Below are 17,776 nucleotides of genomic sequence, written 5' to 3'. Positions count from 1 at the left end.
AGGAGAATATAAATACATTCTTTAAGTAATATATGCACCAAATTAATCTCAAGCATGAGTGTCAATTCAACTGTTTTTATTTTGCTGATGTTTACGCATGTGTGTAAAAAGTAAGTTTACTTCCAAATTTAACCATAGTCATTACTAATTTTTGACTATTTAATACAGTGAACTAACCGAACGTCCGTTTTTAATATTACATCTAACGATTTATGCGTACACTCAGTAAATATTTATTTAGCCTTTGCTGCTTCTTTAAGATAATTAGTTGCTTCACTGCCAACGCTCAGGTTAATAGTGGCAAAACTATTACTCCTTATCAGACCATATATAGTGATTCGCGCGGTAGTGTACAAATGCGCTTCTTGTTATTTTCTTGTAGTAGTGACGCGTCTCGGTATTATGGTTTTTATAGTACCATCAGTGATAAAGGCGGCTACGTTGGTGGCAAGTTCGATTTCGTAGAATGCGATGGCAAAACTGGAACGGAGAAGTTCTATGTTGGTTTGAGCCAAACTGGTGAAATTAAAGATGGTGGCGATTGGTTTGGATCCAAACCTTACAAAATCATACGTGTATACGACGTGCGGTCATGGGGAGGGAGCCTTGGCAATGGCTCATCCCCCACTAGTGGTAGTACCGGGAATGGTTCCTACGCGAATGGAGGTACCAGTGGAGTTGGGTACTACGCAAACGGCGGTACTAATGGAAGCGGGTCCTACTGGAACAGTGGTAGAAGTGGTAGCAAAGCCTATAATAGCGGTAATGAGAATGGTTCATACTCCAATAGCAATAACAACAGTAGCGGGAGTGGTTCAAACTCGAATAACAATGGGTATGAACAACAATATGGAACAGTAATTACCTTATATGCTGATGGGGGATTTACGGGGGCAACAAAAAATATATCAAGTGATTGGAGCGTGTCAAGTATAGGAGATTCCTGGAACGATGCAATTAGTTCGATCAGAGTTCCGCCAGGTTGGAAAGTCACCATTTACCGAGACGCAGGTTTTCAGGGCCGTTCGATGGTAATTGTGGGAAACTGGAGTGTTTCCGGTCAGTTTGATGAGTGGAACGACCAAATTAGTTCCGTACGCGTGACTAAACCATAACTTTAAAATTACTTTATTTTTTACCTTTATTAATCATGAAAAATACACTAAATAACCGCCTATTTGTTACTTCTCTGAAGTACTTCCCTTTCGCCATAATCCTATTTATTTCGTCCATTAGTTATGGACAGTCATATCAACAGACACAAACTTATCAACAGCTTCAACGAGCACTTCAACCTACTTTGGACAAAATTCAACAGGCAGAGGATGCGTGGAAGGCACGTGATGTAGATCGCAGACGAACAAATGATGTGTACTTTAGAGATTATGGTTTTTCTGAAGAACAATTCGTTGATGCAATAAAAGCGAATAATATTAGTAAAGTTTCGCAAATGCTAGACACTGATATGGACGTTAATCGCTTCTTAAGCTATGAAGATAGAGGGTATACAGCAATACATTTTGCCGCCTCTAGCGGTCATAAACAAATGATTAAACTTCTCCTTGATAGAGGAGCATGCATTAATTGCGGCTCAACCGAAACGTACTTTTATAAACCAGGCAATACACCATTGTTTGCTGCGGTTATTAGTAATCAAATTGATTCAGTATTATTTCTACTATCTAAAGGAGCTATAGTGAGAAAAGATGATTACAAATACGCGAAGAAAAACGACTTTTATGCAATAGCACAGCTGTTAGACGGGAAATATTAAAAGATATCGAAAAGTAGGTTACGTTGATTTGTGCTGATCAACGCCACGGTTTTTTCTGATAGGGTTTAGCTTTTCGCTTTGTAAATAATACACACTACGGAGAGATATCTTTTACGGTTTACTTATTTCGATCTATTTGGACTGTGGCCAGCGCCAGTTCCACAGCAAACAGACGGATGCGCTGATTCGACGACCAAGGCGGGGATCTGGGCACCATATGATTCTTTGTAGCACGGCAAACATCTTGCGGAGCTGGCGCTGAGATATTCTTAAGATTCCGACTCTTATTAACTTGGTGGCCAGTTAAAGCCAAGCACGATGGAAAAGTATGTAGCCGAATATAGAGAGGCAGTTTTGGGCCTAGCCCCTGACGGATATCCAGCGATTTTGGCCATTATATCGTGCAACTTTTGTCCAGATGAGGCAAGGTGTTTATAACACGGCACATTCTGCTACGCATGAACTAACCTCTAAACGCCTCTGACGCGGAGCGGCTAGCTTTACCTCTTTCATATTCACACATCAGCCTTCCCCTATCTGGATGTTAAACGGTCATCATGCAAGACATGTAAATAATCCGAAGAGGGTAAATTTGGGCGATGAACGTGTGCATCCGCCCCGAGTCACTGGATACCTCACCCTACAAAGAACTGCTTGGTCAACTGGCCTATGGGTAATCGCCCAGCGAGTGGCCGATGGTCTGGTCTATGCCGATTATCTCCTCGCCCTGCGCACGCTGCTGCTGACGACCCAGGATCCGGATCGAACCCGGCTCATCACCCAGGCCGTGCTGCGGCAGGCCATCGACCTGGGTAAGACATCCCGGTGGATAGAGGGGAGCTACAATTCGAGGGGATGTTAACTGGCATGGACTGGGCCGACTTTTTGCTGCTGGAGCTCCAGCAGGAAGGCGGGATCAATGATCAGCTGCTGGATAGCTACAATGAACGCATCAGCCGCTTCACCCCAGATGAATCATAACCTATATCCGGACGCTGTTGCCTTGTCCCCCGTGGTTACCTACGTAGCCTATTACCGGGTCTCGACCAAGGCCCAGGAAGACTCCGGGCTGGGCCAGGACGGCGCTGGCGGTTAAGGTTGCCCAGGGAGCGCGGCCGGGGAAGCCCCAGAACCTGACGCCCGCCGCCCAGGCCCGCGCCAACGAGAACAACCGGCGAGCCAGAGCCATTGACAAGGCCCGGCAGCTTAACGAGGCAGGGTTTCGAACGGCCCGGGGTTGCCCCTTCCAGGCCACCCAGGTCATGCGGCTGCTTAAGCAGGAGTAATCTTAATTAATCTGCTCGGTGACCGGTTGAGCCTGTAAAGCGAGAAGGAGTTATTTTCTTGCGAGCGGAGCTACATCTCTTCACAAGAGATTAGAACCAGCGGAAAATAGGTACACATTTATTGCTTTAGCCAAGCGGGATTAAGTCGAATGAAGAAGTAAAGTTACTGCTGCATTCCACTAACGGTAGAGTAAAAAACCGTTCCATTTTTGGCTCGAATCACTGGTGAGCAAGCCGTAAAGCCACTCATCGGCTGCTCCCATTTTTTCTGGCCCGTTTTAGCGTCCACAGCGTACAGCTTGCCAGCGCCGCCTGTGCCTGCATCCGAAACGTAGACCAACCCATCTCCTGCCACAGGGTTTCCTAATTTGGAATAATCACCAGCCCTAAATTCCCACTTGCCCGCGCCCGATACCGCATCAAATGCAAATAGGTAGTTTGACCTTTGCGTGCTATAGAGGGTTCCCTCGACTACGACGGGATTCCCGCCCGCCTTTATCAACTCCCCTATTTCTGTCAGATCTGGCAGCCTAAGGAGTCTGGTCCCTTTTGTCCCACTGTAGTACAGTGTGTTGGCGTTTATGGTTGGTGCGCCGTTGTCTGTTCCAAGATCAACTCGTTTGGCCTCTGCAATGGCCGCTGGTGACTTGGTCAAATCGATCTTATAGAGGTAGGAGATCGCATTAGAAAAATAAAGCGTTTTGTTGTAGATACAGGGGTTTGCACTAACGGAACCCGGTTTAATATTTTGAGGACTTAAGTAGGCAAATGGCGGAATGTCTACCTCCCATTTTTTTACCCCTGAAGTGGCATCTAGCGCAAAAATTTTACTGCCAACGCAGGCATATACCGCCTCGCTTTCCCCAATCAATTGAAGTCCACCATCATTGCTGCTATCAGTAAACTCCCATTTCTTGGCTCCTGTTGTTAGATCTAGTGCATACACCATTGTACCTCCGGGTCTCCCACTGTAGGACACGTTGGCACTTACGTAAACTAGATTGCCAATGATGATCGGACTAGCGAAGCCACTCAATCCATTAGTACCTGACAATTTAAATTCCCATTTTGTGCTGCCAGTATATAAATCCAGAGCATAAAAGCTTGAACCATTGCCACTTGTATATACTGTACCGTTGTGTATAGCCGGACTGTAATTTTCATTAATCAATGAGCCAATATTAACAAACCAAAGTGGATTGCCCGTAAGGGCATCAAATGCATAGCCATTAATGTAAACAATGCTCGTGCTTGCATCGACTACGTTTCCCCTCACCACGGTAACTTCATACGTCTGCGTACTTCCATCTTCTGCTTTTACCGTGAAAATTACCGGCTTTGTGAAGTTCTGCTCTACGCCCGAAACAGGCGAGCTGGTTGCTTTGGCAGAGAGCGTAATGGTTGGCACTAGGCTAGCGACATTCACAGTAGCGGGTACAGTGGCCGTAATCTTACGCGTGGTTTGATCAATCGTAGCCTGAATAGAGGGGTTCAGGGCCGCAAAGCTAAATGCTGTGATTTGCTTTTCGGAAGATTTGACCCCGGCCTGCAGGGTGACGGTGATCGTTACAATCTGGCGGCTGTTATCAGCCTTGGTGATTGTATACTTGACAGGACTGGTGTAATCACGGGCAACGCCCGGATTAGGATCAATCGTCGCGCCCGGACTGAGCGGAATCGAGAGCTGAAGCGCTTTTACGCTGGTTCCTGCCGGTAGCGTAACGGTGTAATTAGAACCGTCCGCATCGGCGGTAACCGTAGCAGAGGAGAGCCCCCCTACGGTGGGCGTAGCCGTGATGGCGCTAGTGATGGGAAGGGGTGGCTCTTCCTTTTTCTTGCAGGAGAGCACCAGGCTACCCATTATCAGAAGAGAAACTAAAAGGGTGTGGAGAGAAGACATGCGTAAAAGGGGCTGAACCCGGCTGGAAAAGAGTGTATGGCGTTAAGCAGGCTAAAGGAGCCTTATTTCCAGGGAATTGCCTTTCCAAATTGTACCAAAGATGCTTTTTGCTTGGTGAGCACCCTCTTTTTCCCAACGGGCAAAATAAGCCTACTACCCTACTGGATTTCCCCTTATTTTGGGGCCACCATCCACCCGGCTATCCTTGCGGCTTATGCCCTCATTTATTTATCTACGTCTCTGCCTGCTGCTGCTGAGTAGCTGCTGGGGGCTGATGACCCTGGCCCAGTCTCCGGCTCCGCTGGCACTGCAACCCCACAAGATCCAACTGGCCCGGCGACTCTACCGGCAGGGAGTGACCCAGAAAAACCCGATGCTGGTGGCCGAGGGCTACTACGAGTACGGCAAGCTCTACGCGGCGGCGGGCGATTATTTGAATGCCCACCGCTGGTTTATCAAGGCGCTGCGCGTGCTGGAACCCCGGGGGAATTCCTACGAGCTGGCCCGGCTTCACGTCCGGCTGGCTGATCTGGCTTACACCCAGGGGCAGGGCCCCGAGTCGTTTCTCCACGCCTATAAGGCCTTGGGTATAGCCAGGCTCAGCCGGTCCAACAGGGCCATGATCCGCTCCTGCGCCCTACTGGCCCGGCTCCACGCCCGCAACTGGGCCAGTGAGGCCAATGCTCCCCTTAGCTGGCCCGCCAGTAACGCCGACAGTGCCCTGTTTTATCTTCGCCGGGTGCATGCGCTGGCCTACCAGCTCAATGATCCCATGGAGATCGCCCACGTCAAGCTGGATATTGCCCAGCAGCTACTGGCCCGCCATGATCCCCGCTCTATTGGTTACTTCAAAGCTGCTCTCAGGATTGCTACCCGGCAAAAGCAGGGCGATCGGCTACCGATGATGCTCAGCCTGGCTTCCGCCCATGCCAGCTTCGGGCAGGCGAGCCAGGCCTGGGCTCTCATTGAGCAGGCCCGGCGACTGATCCAGAAGGATCATCCCAACGTCTATTACTACCAATCGGCTATCGAGTACGCCTTGATTGATTTTTACCGCGCCACAAAGAACTGGAAACAGGTGGCCCTCCACCAGCAGCAGCTCCACCAGTGGGAGAAGCGTGATATGGTGGCAGATCGCCAAGGAGCCATCTCCCGGCTGCATCTGGAATATCAGACCGAAAAAAAGGAACTGCAGCTGAAAGCTCAGCAGACCCAGTTGGCCCTTCAGCGGCAAAACAGCCAGAGTCAGCAGCGCGTCATCCTGGCCACCTCGACACTGCTGGTAGGCATGGTGGGGATGAGCGCCGTCCTGTTCTGGTTATTTCGCCAGAAGCGACGCCTGAGCCTGGTCAATGCCCAGCTGGTCAACGAACAGAATCACCGGGTCAAAAATAATTTGCAGGTCGTCTCCAGTCTGCTCAGTTTGCAGGCCAACCGGCTTACCGATGCGGCCGCTCAAAAGGCCATCCAGGAAAGCCAGCTGCGCGTGGAGTCTATGGCCATTTTGCACCGTAGGCTTTACGAGGGCGATAAACTGGTCCGGGTAGAGCTGCCGGATTTCCTTCAGGAGGTTGTCCAGACGGTGCTGCAAACCTACGGTTACGGGCACCTACAGCCCCGCTACGAACTGGAACCACTCACCGTGTCGGCCGATCAGGCCCTGGCCCTGGGCCTATTGATCAACGAGTTGACCACCAACGCCTGCAAGTACGCCTTCCCCAGTCAGTCAGCGCCTGCCTACCGGTTGACTTGTCAGTGTCACCCGGGGAATATTACTCTGCTGGTAGAAGACAACGGCCCTGGCTTTTCCCTGCCCGGTTCAGATCCAGGCTCCAGCAATAGCTTCGGGATGCGGCTGATTCAAACGCAGGCCCGGCAGCTCAGGGGCCACTACCGGTTCATCAATCACAACGGGGCTTGCTTCACCCTAACTTTTCCTCTCTGAGTACTTATGGATTCACTCGCTATTTTACTGCTCGAGGATAACTTCTTAACGGCGACTGATATCAAGGAAGCCCTGGAGAAGGCGGGCCATCGCATCACGGCTATTGTCTGCAGCTACCCCGAAGCGGTAGCCTCTATTCAGCAGCAGACACCCGATCTGGCCATTATCGATATTCACCTGGCCGGTTCAGCGGCGGACGGCATAACCATTGCCGGAGAGCTTTTGAAACACTACTGGATGCCGCTGATCTACCTGACGGCTAACTCGGAGCAAACGATGTTTCAACGCGCCAAGCAAACGGATCCGGCCGCCTACCTGCTAAAGCCCTTCCGGCAGAACGAACTGGCATTTCAAGTGGAACTGGCCTACCTGAACCAATTCAAAGAACGGAGCCTGACCAGCGCCTTCACGGCCAGCACGCTGTATTTACCCGTGGGCAAAGCGCACCAGCAAATCAGGAAGGAGGATGTACTTTACCTGCAGGCCAGTGGATCGTACGTCAATGTGTTTATGCTCAATGAACCCAAGCCTTACCTACTAGCCATGCACCTGGGTCATTTGGCACAATACTTTGTATCCCCCAATTTCTTTCGCCTGTCCCGATCGCTGCTGATCAACCTGGATCATGTTTCCCGGGTAGAGGCCGACCAGGTTTTATTGAATCACCGGGTTCAACTGGCCATTTCGGAAGGGAACCGATCCAGTTTGCTCAGACAACTGACCGTCGTTCGCAGCCGTTAGCAGAAAACAATGGGTAGTCTTTATTGCTGTGGCCTGCTGGTCTCAGCCTCTGCTCAAGGAGTTGAGTTTACATGTTTAGTCAGGCACTACTGGCTCAGGACAACCTGCATTCGGATGAGCCAGGTAACTACCATTGAGTTAGCCACATTTACTGACCATTAGCATTTGATTTTCGGCAAATATGTAGTTGCTTGCACATAGTAGTTTCCACACCTTATAGCTTGTCGATAGATATTAATTACCTGAAAGTCAGTGGTTCAGTGGCAGTAGTTTCGCCTGATCGTAGACTAGGAACGTCCTGACGCAAGTCAGTCAGTTTTAGTTTACGGCTAGCCAAATTGCAAGCGGCATAGAAGGCGTACCAGTTTTATGTATAAAGCTGGTTTTCGGGTAGATCAAGTTTCTCGGCAAGCGCTTAATGCACTAATTATCATGATCAAACATGTATTTGGTTTAGCGCTCCTTTTAGTGCTGGTAACCTTCTGTGGCGGCTTGGCCCAGACATCAATAAGCGGATCTGTCTCAGGCACCTGGACAAAAGCACAAAGCCCCTACGTACTTAGTGGGGATGTAACCGTGCCAACTGGTCAGACGCTGGTGATTCAGCCTGGGGTGGTGGTCGAGGTGCCCGACTTTAACACGGACATCTTTGTCAACGGCGCGCTGCTGGCCCAGGGCACGGCCGCCGATTCGATCTACATCCGGGGCAAGGCCAAAGACGTTAACTCTACCCATGGCGGGGCTATCTTCTTTAACGCAGGCAGCTCGGCCTCAGTATTGGAGTACGTCTCCATCGACCGGATGGGTGACACCTTCTTCTATGGCAAGGCCGTCTCGATTGCCACCGGCGAGAAACCAATCATCCGTAACACCACCATCCGCAACAGTGAGCGCTACGATGTGGAGTCCTGGGCCGGGGGAGCCAAGAACTTCGCCCGTCTTAAGGCCGTCGTTACCCTGGACGGCAGTGAGGTCGACAAAGACGCCAGCTTGCCTAACTTGGGCTACGCGGGCTCGTTTTACCAGTTGCTGGGGAGTTTAACCGTGCCCAAAGAGTACAAGCTGACCATTGCCCCAGGTGTCTTGATCGAGGTGCCCACCTTTGGTGCTAACTTCAACATCAACGGCACGCTGCTGGCCCAGGGCACGGCCGCCGATTCGATCTACATCCGGGGCAAGGCCAGAGACGTTAACTCTACCCATGGCGGGGCTATCTTCTTCAACGCAGGCAGCTCGGCCTCGGTATTGGAGTACGTCTCCATCGACCGGATGGGTGACACCTTCTTCTATGGCAAGGCCGTCTCGATTGCCACCGGCGAGAAACCAGTCATCCGTAACACCACCGTCCGCAACAGTGAGCGCTACGACGTGGAGTCCTGGGCCGGGGGAGTCAGTAGCTTTACCCGGGTCAGGGCCGTCGTCAATATAATTAGCAGTAGCCTTGACAGTGATGCCGCCCTGCCTAACATGGGTTACGCCACCTCGTTCTACCGGCTACTGGGGGATGTGACCGTGCCCAAAGAGTACAAGCTGACCATTGCCCCTGGGGTGATGATCGAGGTGCCCGACTTTAACACGGACATCTTTGTCAACGGCGCGCTGCTGGCCCAGGGCACGGCCGCCGATTCGATCTACATCCGGGGCAAGGCCAAAGACGTTAACTCTACCCATGGCGGGGCTATCTTCTTTAACGCAGGCAGCTCGGCCTCAGTATTGGAGTACGTCTCCATCGACCGGATGGGTGACACCTTCTTCTATGGCAAGGCCGTCTCGATTGCCACCGGCGAGAAACCAATCATCCGTAACACCACCATCCGCAACAGTGAGCGCTACGATGTGGAGTCCTGGGCCGGGGGAGCCAAGAACTTCGCCCGTCTTAAGGCCGTCGTTACCCTGGACGGCAGTGAGGTCGACAAAGACGCCAGCTTGCCTAACTTGGGCTACGCGGGCTCGTTTTACCAGTTGCTGGGGAGTTTAACCGTGCCCAAAGAGTACAAGCTGACCATTGCCCCAGGTGTCTTGATCGAGGTGCCCACCTTTGGTGCTAACTTCAACATCAACGGCACGCTGCTGGCCCAGGGCACGGCCGCCGATTCGATCTACATCCGGGGCAAGGCCAGAGACGTTAACTCTACCCATGGCGGGGCTATCTTCTTCAACGCAGGCAGCTCGGCCTCGGTATTGGAGTACGTCTCCATCGACCGGATGGGTGACACCTTCTTCTACGGCAAGGCCGTCGAGATAAATACGGATGGCGTTCGTATTGCCAGGTCTACAATCAGTAACAGCGAGGCAATCGGGATTCGGACCAATGCCAGTTCCTTGACAATCACTGCCTCTAATGTCTTCGGAAATCTAACGGGTATTTATAATAATACGGGGAAGCCCTGGCTGCAGAACAACAAAATTTACAGCAATACCGACTACGGCATCAACAACGGTGGCAGTGAAATCATTGATGCCAGAAGCACCTATTGGGGTGCCTCAACAGGGCCTTTGCACCCAACGCTCAACCCGAACGGCAAAGGCAATAAAGTATCTGATAGGGTACTCTTTACGCCGTGGATTGAGCAGGTAATTCAGGTAGACCAAACGATCAGTTTCAGTGAGATTCCGGCTAAGTTCGTCGATGATACGCTGGTGCTCACGGCCACGGCCACCTCTACGCTGCCGGTAAGCTTTTCGATTACTACCCAACCCGGCACTGGTGTAGCCCTCCTGACAGGAAACAGGATTACCTTCCCCGGCGGAGCTGGCCAGGTAACAGTTACGGCTTACCAGCCCGGAAACGAATTCTTCAAACCGGCGCAGTTGCAGCGGACGTTCTCTGTCTCGAAGCGTAGTCAGAGCATTAGCTTCATTCTTATGCCTACCCAGGTAGTGGGCAGGGCTCCAGTTAGTCTGACGGCCACGGCCAGCTCTGGCCTGCCCGTTAGCTTTAGCGTGATATCGGGTCCGGCCACCCTGAGCGGCAATGCCCTAACGTTTACGGCGGCTGGTATAGTCGTTATCGAGGCCCGACAACCCGGCGACAGGGTGTATAGCTCAGCGACTCCTGTTCAACGAAGTGTGATGGCCGTTTTACCCACTCTTTCCATTATCAATCTGCCGCCCACTGCCACCGAGGGCCAGACGGTAAGCTTCAAGGTAGCCACCAATCTCACCTTGACTAGTCCATTAGCCGTATTCCTTCAATCCAGTAACCCTACGCGTTTTCCCCTTCCGGCGTCTGTCACCATTGCTGCGGGTGCTCTTTCCACGGATGTGTCGGTTACGCTGGCCCAGAACAACATTCCCGAAATTGATCTAGCCGTTACCATTACGGCAGGCGCTTCAGATTACAACCCGGCTACCGGTAGAATCCTGGTAAACGATGATGATTTACCCAATCTGGAGCTGGTTATCCTGGCGACGAACATTTCCGAATCGGCTGGTGCAAATGCCACGCAAGCTGTACTGCGACGAACCTCATCTAGTAGTTCCATTGCCTTTACGGCCAACCTGTCGGCTAGTCTGCCCAATACGCTTTTGTTACCAGCTTCCATTTCGTTGGCTGAAGGTGAAAAGGAGAAAACATTTACCATTGGCGCAGTGAATAATTCAGCGCTGGATGGCCAGCGGTTAGTGACAGTTACCGCTTCTTTATTTGTCGCCTCATGCGGTTGTAATGCGCCGACGACCTCATCGGGTTCGGTGTCGGCAACGCTTATCGTAAACGATGATGACGGCCCATCGCTAACGCTATCGACAAGCCAGCAGACGCTGCGGGAAGGATTGGCCAATGCAGGATCGCTCCGCATCACCCGTAACGGGCCTACTACAAACGCACTGTCCGTAACGCTTACCTCGTCCGATCTAACGGAGGCTACCCTGCCCGCAACCATTGTCATACCCGCTGGGCAGGCCTTCGTCGACGTCGCCATCACAACAATCGATGATGGAATAACCGATGGCAATCAGACCGTCTATTTTACGGCAACTGCGGCTGGACTCTCTCCGGGATCGACATTCGTGATCGTTACCGATCTGAACCAGCCAGATCTGCAAATCCCGCTGGTTCAACTCAGCAGTAATACCGTACAGGCCGGTGCCGCTATCAGCTATCAGGTATCGATTAAAAACAGCGGGGGCACCACTGCGCCGGTCGGAACACTGGTCCGGGGGTATTTGTCTGCCGATAACCTCATTGACGCCTCAGACATACAACTTTCTGAAGACACACTGGGTGAAGCTATTCCGGCCGGTCAAACAAAAATCCTCTCTAAGTCGGCGAAAGCTCCGGGCAAACAGGGGGTGTTTAAGTTGCTATTCTGGATAAACCCGAACGCTACGCTAGGGGAATTGCTTCTGACCAACAATGTCTCTCAACCGGTCAATATCACGCTTGAAGCGGCCTACACGGCCACGGCTACGGTAGCTCCGCTGTATGTTCTAAAAGGGACGAGCGTTCCCATCACGGGTAGGGCGACAAGAACTAATGGGTCAACGGCGGCCAATGTTCCGGTTGAGGTGTATGTTATTACGAGCGGCATCCGAAGGACGTTTTCTGACACTACGGATGCCGCCGGGAATTTCTCGGTACCGTTTGTGCCCTTGCCCAGCGAGGCGGGCCACTACATCGTCGGAGCTTGTTTCCCGGGATTGAACCAAACGAGCGAGCAGGACGGATTTGATATTCTCGGGGTTCGAATTAACAGGGGAAATAACGTTCTGTTTACAGCGACCCTGAACCAGCCCCTGAGCGGTTCTCTGCCCGTGGAAAACCTGAGTGGTAAGAGCCTGAGCAATTTTACGCTGGCACCTGTCACCCTGCCTACAGGGGCTAGTGTTCAATTCACGGTATTAACCACCTTAGCCGGTAACACGACAGCTACGATTGGGTACACGGTCAGCGGCTCTGCGCTGACCAGCGGAAACAATTATGTCGAAGCCACTCTCCAGGCAACATCTAGCGAGGGCATTATCCAGAAGGTAAACGCCTATTACTACTGCCAGGCGGCCAGTGCTCATGTCGTCGCAGATATAGTGCGCATTCAGGCTAACGTTTCGCAGAGCTCGGGCGAGCGCCGGATCGAAGTTAAATTGACGAACATAGGCAAAGCGGCTACGGGTACTATTACAATCAATCTGCCTGATGTGAACTGGCTGACCAACGTGACTCCCAAAACGTTACCCTCACTGGCGCCGGGAGATACAGCTGTCGCTGTTCTAAAATTTAGTGCCCTGGGTGAGGTTCCTGTTAACAGTCCTATAACCGGGAACATTGGCATCAATTCAGCGAATGGTAATTCATTCTCCCTGCCCTTCACTTTCCAAAAAGTATCTGAAGCGACAGGGACCGCCAGGATCATAGCCACTGATCAATTCACGTATAATACCAATAATGGGAATGGTCCGAAGGTAAAGGATGCGCTGGTTAAAATTGCCAACTACTTCACCGGTGAGGTTTATGCGCAAGGGTACACCAGCGAAGAAGGTCTTTTTGCTGGTGCCAACATCCCGGAAGGGAAGCATCGCATTACGGTTGAAAAAGAGAAACATCTACCCTACACCGATGTGCTGGAGATTAACCCTGGAGCCACCACCGAGGCAACCGCTTTTCTGAATTATCAGGCCATCACCTTTAATTGGGTTGTGGTGCCCACGACCGTACAGGACCAATATGAGACTACGCTTGAGGCCACCTTTGAGACGAATGTGCCCATGCCGGTGGTCACCATTGAGATGCCCAAAACAATGCCTCAACTCTCGGCGGGGCAGGAGTATCAATTTATGGTCACCCTCACCAACCACGGGCTCATTACGGCCAAGGAGGTGACCTTGAATCTGCCCGCCGCTGATACGGAATACGAATTCATAACCAATTATATCCCGGGTGATCTGCTGGCCAAACAGAGCATCCAAATTCCGGTCCTCATGCGCAGGCGAAGCGGACCGGGTGGTGGCCGGCTAAGCGCTGAAGCTGCCGATGGACCCTGTACAGGTCTTGCCGGGGGGAAATTTCACTTTAAGTGTGGTCCCTTCGAAGTAGAAGTACCGATTGGCGCTTCCTTCACGTACGCTGGTCGCACTTGTGCTGCATTTACTTGTTCCGACTGCTATGCATCGGGCGTAGGCACTATTGGCGGATCGGCTAAGCCAGTACCGTTTAAGCTGGAGAAGAAAAGCTGCGTGGCCTGTCTTTCAGATATAGCACAGGCGATACTAAGCTGTATTCCAGGTGGCCCTTTGGTCCAACTAGCGTTGGGTGAAGCTCAAGCAGCCATATGTTTTGGTGGTCTAGCGATCGACGGCAATGTGGATCCTTTCGGAAAGGAAGCAGTAGGCTGCTTAGGCTCAAATGCAATACAAATAGGTTATGGTGGTCTATGGAGTCATCCTAAAAACCTTCTAAAAGGGCTTCCCGTAGCGCAACAGATTTTCTGTGCCTTACAAATAGTCATGGCAATACGGACCTGCGCCGGTGCAATAGCCGGTGGCGGAAGAATACAAGCCAATGGATTACCCAATGCGGTTCTTAGGGAAACTGCTGATAATTTACAGGCTGTGGCAGATGGATATAGCGGGATGAGAAACTGGATGACAGAGTTGTTTGGGGACTTGCTTGATAAGGGAAGTTGGCCTGTTTTAATGCCTCTTGTTCTTCCTTACCTAGACAGTCAGGTACCCATTTTTGCCAGTAATCAACGTGATATCATCGAGAAGATGGCCGGATATGACATGGCGCCCTCTGAGCTCTCGGCATTCTTTATCCGCTGGAATACTTCTCTGGAAGCTAAGGCGAACAATGTGCTTGCCCCTAATGCAGCTTATCCTAGTATTATCAACTGGAATCAAGTTAGAACCTACGTAGCTGCCTTCATTCAAGCGCACAATTATTCAGTTAAGAAAGGGTTTAAATCCATTGATGATATGCACAGAAGGGCAATCAGTGGACTCAATGAAATCATTGATGGTGAAAAAAAGGGCGTTTGCGCCTCGGTAACCGTTCAGTTTAGCCAGCAACTGACCATGACCCGGGAAGCTTTTGAGGGTACGCTGGAAATTGTCAACGGCCACCCCACGGACGCCATGAAAACAATCTCGGTCAACATTCAGATCACCGACCAGAAGGGAACCCCCAGCAACGGCCTGTTTGAGATCCAGCCCCAAAATCCGGCCAGCCTGTCGGGTATCAACGCCGGGCAAAAAGGCCTAGTCAAATTCCTCTTTATTCCGCAGTTAAACGCCGCCCCGCAGACGCCAACGGTGTATACATTCGGCGGTTCTGTTACCTACTGGGATCCCTACGCGGGAGCGACGGTTACCTTGCCGCTGACTCCTGTTCCCATTACGGTCAACCCCAGTCCCAACCTGACGCTTCATTATTTTATGGAGCGAAATATTTTGGGAGATGATGCCCTGACGACTCAAGAGGTCGAACCCTCGGTACCCGCCGAGCTGGCCGTGATGGTTGAAAATCAAGGATATGGACCCGCCCGCGAGATGACTATTTCGTCGGCCCAGCCCAAAATCGTAGATAATGAGAAGGGGTTGGCCGTTGATTTTAGCCTGATTGGGTCAAATCTCCAGGGCAAACCAGTCCAATTGGGCCTGACCAATATCAACTTTGGCACCATCGAACCCTTGACAACCAAAATTGGACAGTGGTACTTCACCAGCTCACTGCTTGGGAAGTTTGTCAGCTACGATGCCAAGATTGTCCACACCAGTAGTTTTGGCAATAAAAACTTAAGCCTGGTGCAGGGCGTTAAGCTTCACGAGCTGACAAAGAGTATCCGGCTGTACGGCCCGCTGGAGGATAGTATCAATGACTTCCTGGTCAACGATGTGTTTGACGTCAATGACGTCCCGGATGTTATTTATTTCTCGCAGGGGAACAGGACCGCCAAAGTTAGTGCGGCCGCCAGTGGCAGTTTCAACACTCCCGTGTCAGGCCCCAGGTTTACCAATACGTTAACGATAACGCCATCCGAAGCCGGGTTCAACTACATCAAGCTACCCGATCCTGGCAACAAGCTCTACGAACTGGCCAGCGTAACCCGCAGTGATGGTCAGGTGATCCCCCTGACTAACGCCTGGTTAACCTTTGTTAGCTTACCCGTGCTACGATCGCCCGTTTATGAAAACAAATTTCACCTCGTTGACAATTTTGCCACCACAGCCTCAGCAACCTATACGGTTGTCTGGAAACTAAAGGATGTCAATGGGCCCAAAATTGATAGCATCGTCGGCACTCCCACTCAGGCCTCGTCAACGCAGGTGAAAAATTTAAAAGTGTACTTCAACAAGCGGATTGACCCACTGACCTTCACCTACGAGGATCTGACCCTTTCCTTACAAGGTGGCCCCAATATCATCAACTCAGCGGTCGTCATCACTCCGCTCGATTCAGCCTCGTTCAACGTAGACCTTTCGGCAATCACTACCGGAAACGGGTTGTATGTATTTACCGCGCAGGCATCCACTGTTAAAGACCGGTTCGGCGTTTCTGGAACCGGTGGCAAGCAGGTCAGTTGGTCGCAATTTTGTTTGCAACTTACCCAGATTACGGCGCAGCCCGCTAGCGGTTCAGTCGTTACCGCCGGGACTTCAATCAGCGTGCCGCTATCGGCCACGGGCACCAATCTGACCTACCGGTGGACAAAGGACGGGGTTGCGCTACAGGGGGCTTCCACCAGTGTACTCAACCTGACGGGCGTAACGGCCAGCCAGAGCGGCACCTACGTATGTACCGTAAGTGGTGATTGCGGCAGGGTCACCTCCCAGGCCTTCGTGCTTACGGTAACCCCCTCGCCAATTATCCTGGCTGTTGAACCAGTAGTTACCCCGTTTCTGATCGAGATATATCCTAACCCTGTTACCAGTGACCGGGCCTGGGTGATGATTCGCGGGGCAGCCAGGCAATCGGTTCAGCTACAACTGATCGATATGAAAGGCCGAACGGTCTGGGAGCGCCACCTTGAGGTAACTACATCGGAGCACACCGAACCCCTGGATATTAGCAACCTGTCGACGGGCATGTTGCTACTACGGGCAAGTACTACCGATCAAAGCCAGATCAGAAAGCTAATCAAGCTGTAAGCAGCCTTCTCTCCTGGACTGGCTCGTTGAAAAACCTACTCAGAGCTTCATGCTGAACAAGCTGAACCAGTCCGGTTTTAGGGACGAAAAATCCTTGCCTGCTCCGCCATCCTGGAGCAGGCAAGGCCACGTAGACTTATACGCCCGTTGGATGAATGCCTTTAAGATACTAAGCGCCGGGCAGCTGTAGGAACCCTTGGGAACTCTTCCTCCGGCAAGGTCCTTTCCGGAGGAAGTTGTAATAACGCCGGTCCGGGCCTGTGGTTACATCGGGCAGGCCAGGGGCAGGCTCTCCGTAAGGCCGTCAATGCCCCGGCTAAGCTAGCTACAGAACTCCTGACAAGACCATATTGGCCTGTTCTCTGACCGGTCACCACTGAATGGGTGAGCCAACGGTCAACCCCCTATGTAACCGGTCCATCATATATCACCGGGAAATTGAATTACAATTGTATTTGACCGGTAGTGCGTGGCGGGGTCCTGTCTGCGATTTGGCCCTGAGTGAGCGAAGAATTTTGGGCCATCTGCCTGTGGATGAGCAAGATGACCCTTTTTTGCGGTGAGAAAACGGGAAGATACAGCGCTGACCTTGGGGAAGAGGGGAAGCAGTACCGAGCAGTCAGGGCTAAAATGGGCCCGGTAAGAGGGCGAGAAGCCCTTTTTGAGGGGACGTAAAGCCCTCTTCCTGGCTAAGTTATAACGAGTAGCCACCCCGGACTTGTAGTAACCCTGTCTCGGCCCATGGGTGACATCGATCCTTAAAGGCGAAGAGCGATCCTTCGGCCACGGACAAGCTGGCCAAGTAGGCTGAAGCCTTCGTTCTGGAGCCCGTTTGCCCCCTTTTCAAGCCGGTCACTACTGAAGCAGTTAGGGAACGGTTAGCCCCCGATGTAACCAGTCTGTCATATATCACCGGGAAATGGCATTACAATTGTATTTGACCGGTAGTGCGTGGCGGGGTCCTGTCTGGGATTTCGATGTTTATGCGTGAAGAATTTTGGCTTAGTTGGCTTAGGGTGAGCAAGTTGACCCTTTTTTGCGGTAGA

General features: G+C 51.7%; 8 protein-coding genes. 6 read left to right on the top strand and 2 right to left on the bottom strand.

All coding sequences use genetic code 11. The annotated features are described in order from the left end of the window. Positions 1 to 212 precede the first annotated feature (212 nt). The 3 genes from J2I46_RS31340 to J2I46_RS31330 all read left to right on the top strand — a co-directional run bounded on the left by J2I46_RS31340 (position 213) and on the right by J2I46_RS31330 (position 2,636). Complete coding sequence (locus tag J2I46_RS31340; RefSeq protein ID WP_207333061.1) at positions 213 to 1,115, top strand: peptidase inhibitor family I36 protein; 903 nt, start codon at positions 213 to 215, stop codon at positions 1,113 to 1,115. Between the two features lie 35 nt (positions 1,116 to 1,150). Beyond that, positions 1,151 to 1,774: an ankyrin repeat domain-containing protein gene (locus tag J2I46_RS31335; RefSeq protein ID WP_207333060.1), complete on the top strand. Its 624-nt coding sequence runs from the start codon at positions 1,151 to 1,153 to the stop codon at positions 1,772 to 1,774. Positions 1,775 to 2,381: 607 nt separating this feature from the next. Then, entirely contained in the window at positions 2,382 to 2,636 is a 255-nt protein-coding gene (locus tag J2I46_RS31330; protein WP_229380046.1) for a hypothetical protein, read from the top strand. 120 nt (positions 2,637 to 2,756) lie between these two features. Here J2I46_RS31330 and J2I46_RS31325 read toward each other — a convergent pair whose 3' ends face one another. Both J2I46_RS31325 and J2I46_RS31320 read right to left on the bottom strand, forming a co-directional pair. Next, on the bottom strand, positions 2,757 to 3,038 hold the full coding sequence (locus tag J2I46_RS31325; protein ID WP_207333059.1) for a hypothetical protein: 282 nt from the start codon (positions 3,036 to 3,038) through the stop codon (positions 2,757 to 2,759). 185 nt (positions 3,039 to 3,223) lie between these two features. Beyond that, positions 3,224 to 4,960, bottom strand: a complete 1,737-nt coding sequence (locus J2I46_RS31320) for an SGBP N-terminal domain-containing protein (RefSeq protein ID WP_207333058.1) — start codon at positions 4,958 to 4,960, stop codon at positions 3,224 to 3,226. A gap of 214 nt (positions 4,961 to 5,174) precedes the next feature. On the opposite strand from J2I46_RS31320, the gene J2I46_RS31315 reads away from it, so the two are divergent. The 3 genes from J2I46_RS31315 to J2I46_RS31305 all read left to right on the top strand — a co-directional run bounded on the left by J2I46_RS31315 (position 5,175) and on the right by J2I46_RS31305 (position 16,730). After that, a complete protein-coding gene (locus J2I46_RS31315) occupies positions 5,175 to 6,905 on the top strand; it encodes a sensor histidine kinase (protein WP_207333057.1) in 1,731 nt (576 codons plus the stop codon). Between the two features lie 6 nt (positions 6,906 to 6,911). Next, complete coding sequence (locus J2I46_RS31310; protein WP_207333056.1) at positions 6,912 to 7,646, top strand: response regulator; 735 nt, start codon at positions 6,912 to 6,914, stop codon at positions 7,644 to 7,646. A 432-nt stretch (positions 7,647 to 8,078) separates the two neighbouring features. Next, positions 8,079 to 16,730: a T9SS type A sorting domain-containing protein gene (locus tag J2I46_RS31305; protein WP_207333055.1), complete on the top strand. Its 8,652-nt coding sequence runs from the start codon at positions 8,079 to 8,081 to the stop codon at positions 16,728 to 16,730. Positions 16,731 to 17,776: the final 1,046 nt, after the last annotated feature.

The organism is Fibrella forsythiae, assembly GCF_017353175.1.
In the GTDB taxonomy this organism is placed as follows: Bacteria; Bacteroidota; Bacteroidia; order Cytophagales; family Spirosomataceae; genus Fibrella; species Fibrella forsythiae.
Note: the sequence above shows the minus strand (reverse complement) of the source record. Positions and strands in the feature narration are given on the sequence as shown.

What these genes read in the sequence shown, in the direction of transcription:
- J2I46_RS31335 (WP_207333060.1), top strand. Translation starts at nt 1,151, where the DNA reads ATGAAAAATACACTAAATAACCGCCTATTTGTTACTTCTCTGAAGTAC.
- J2I46_RS31320 (WP_207333058.1), bottom strand. Translation starts at nt 4,960, where the DNA reads ATGTCTTCTCTCCACACCCTTTTAGTTTCTCTTCTGATAATGGGTAGC.
- J2I46_RS31310 (WP_207333056.1), top strand. Translation starts at nt 6,912, where the DNA reads ATGGATTCACTCGCTATTTTACTGCTCGAGGATAACTTCTTAACGGCG.
- J2I46_RS31340 (WP_207333061.1), top strand. Translation starts at nt 213, where the DNA reads ATGCGTACACTCAGTAAATATTTATTTAGCCTTTGCTGCTTCTTTAAG.
- J2I46_RS31315 (WP_207333057.1), top strand. Translation starts at nt 5,175, where the DNA reads ATGCCCTCATTTATTTATCTACGTCTCTGCCTGCTGCTGCTGAGTAGC.
- J2I46_RS31325 (WP_207333059.1), bottom strand. Translation starts at nt 3,038, where the DNA reads ATGACCTGGGTGGCCTGGAAGGGGCAACCCCGGGCCGTTCGAAACCCT.
- J2I46_RS31305 (WP_207333055.1), top strand. Translation starts at nt 8,079, where the DNA reads ATGATCAAACATGTATTTGGTTTAGCGCTCCTTTTAGTGCTGGTAACC.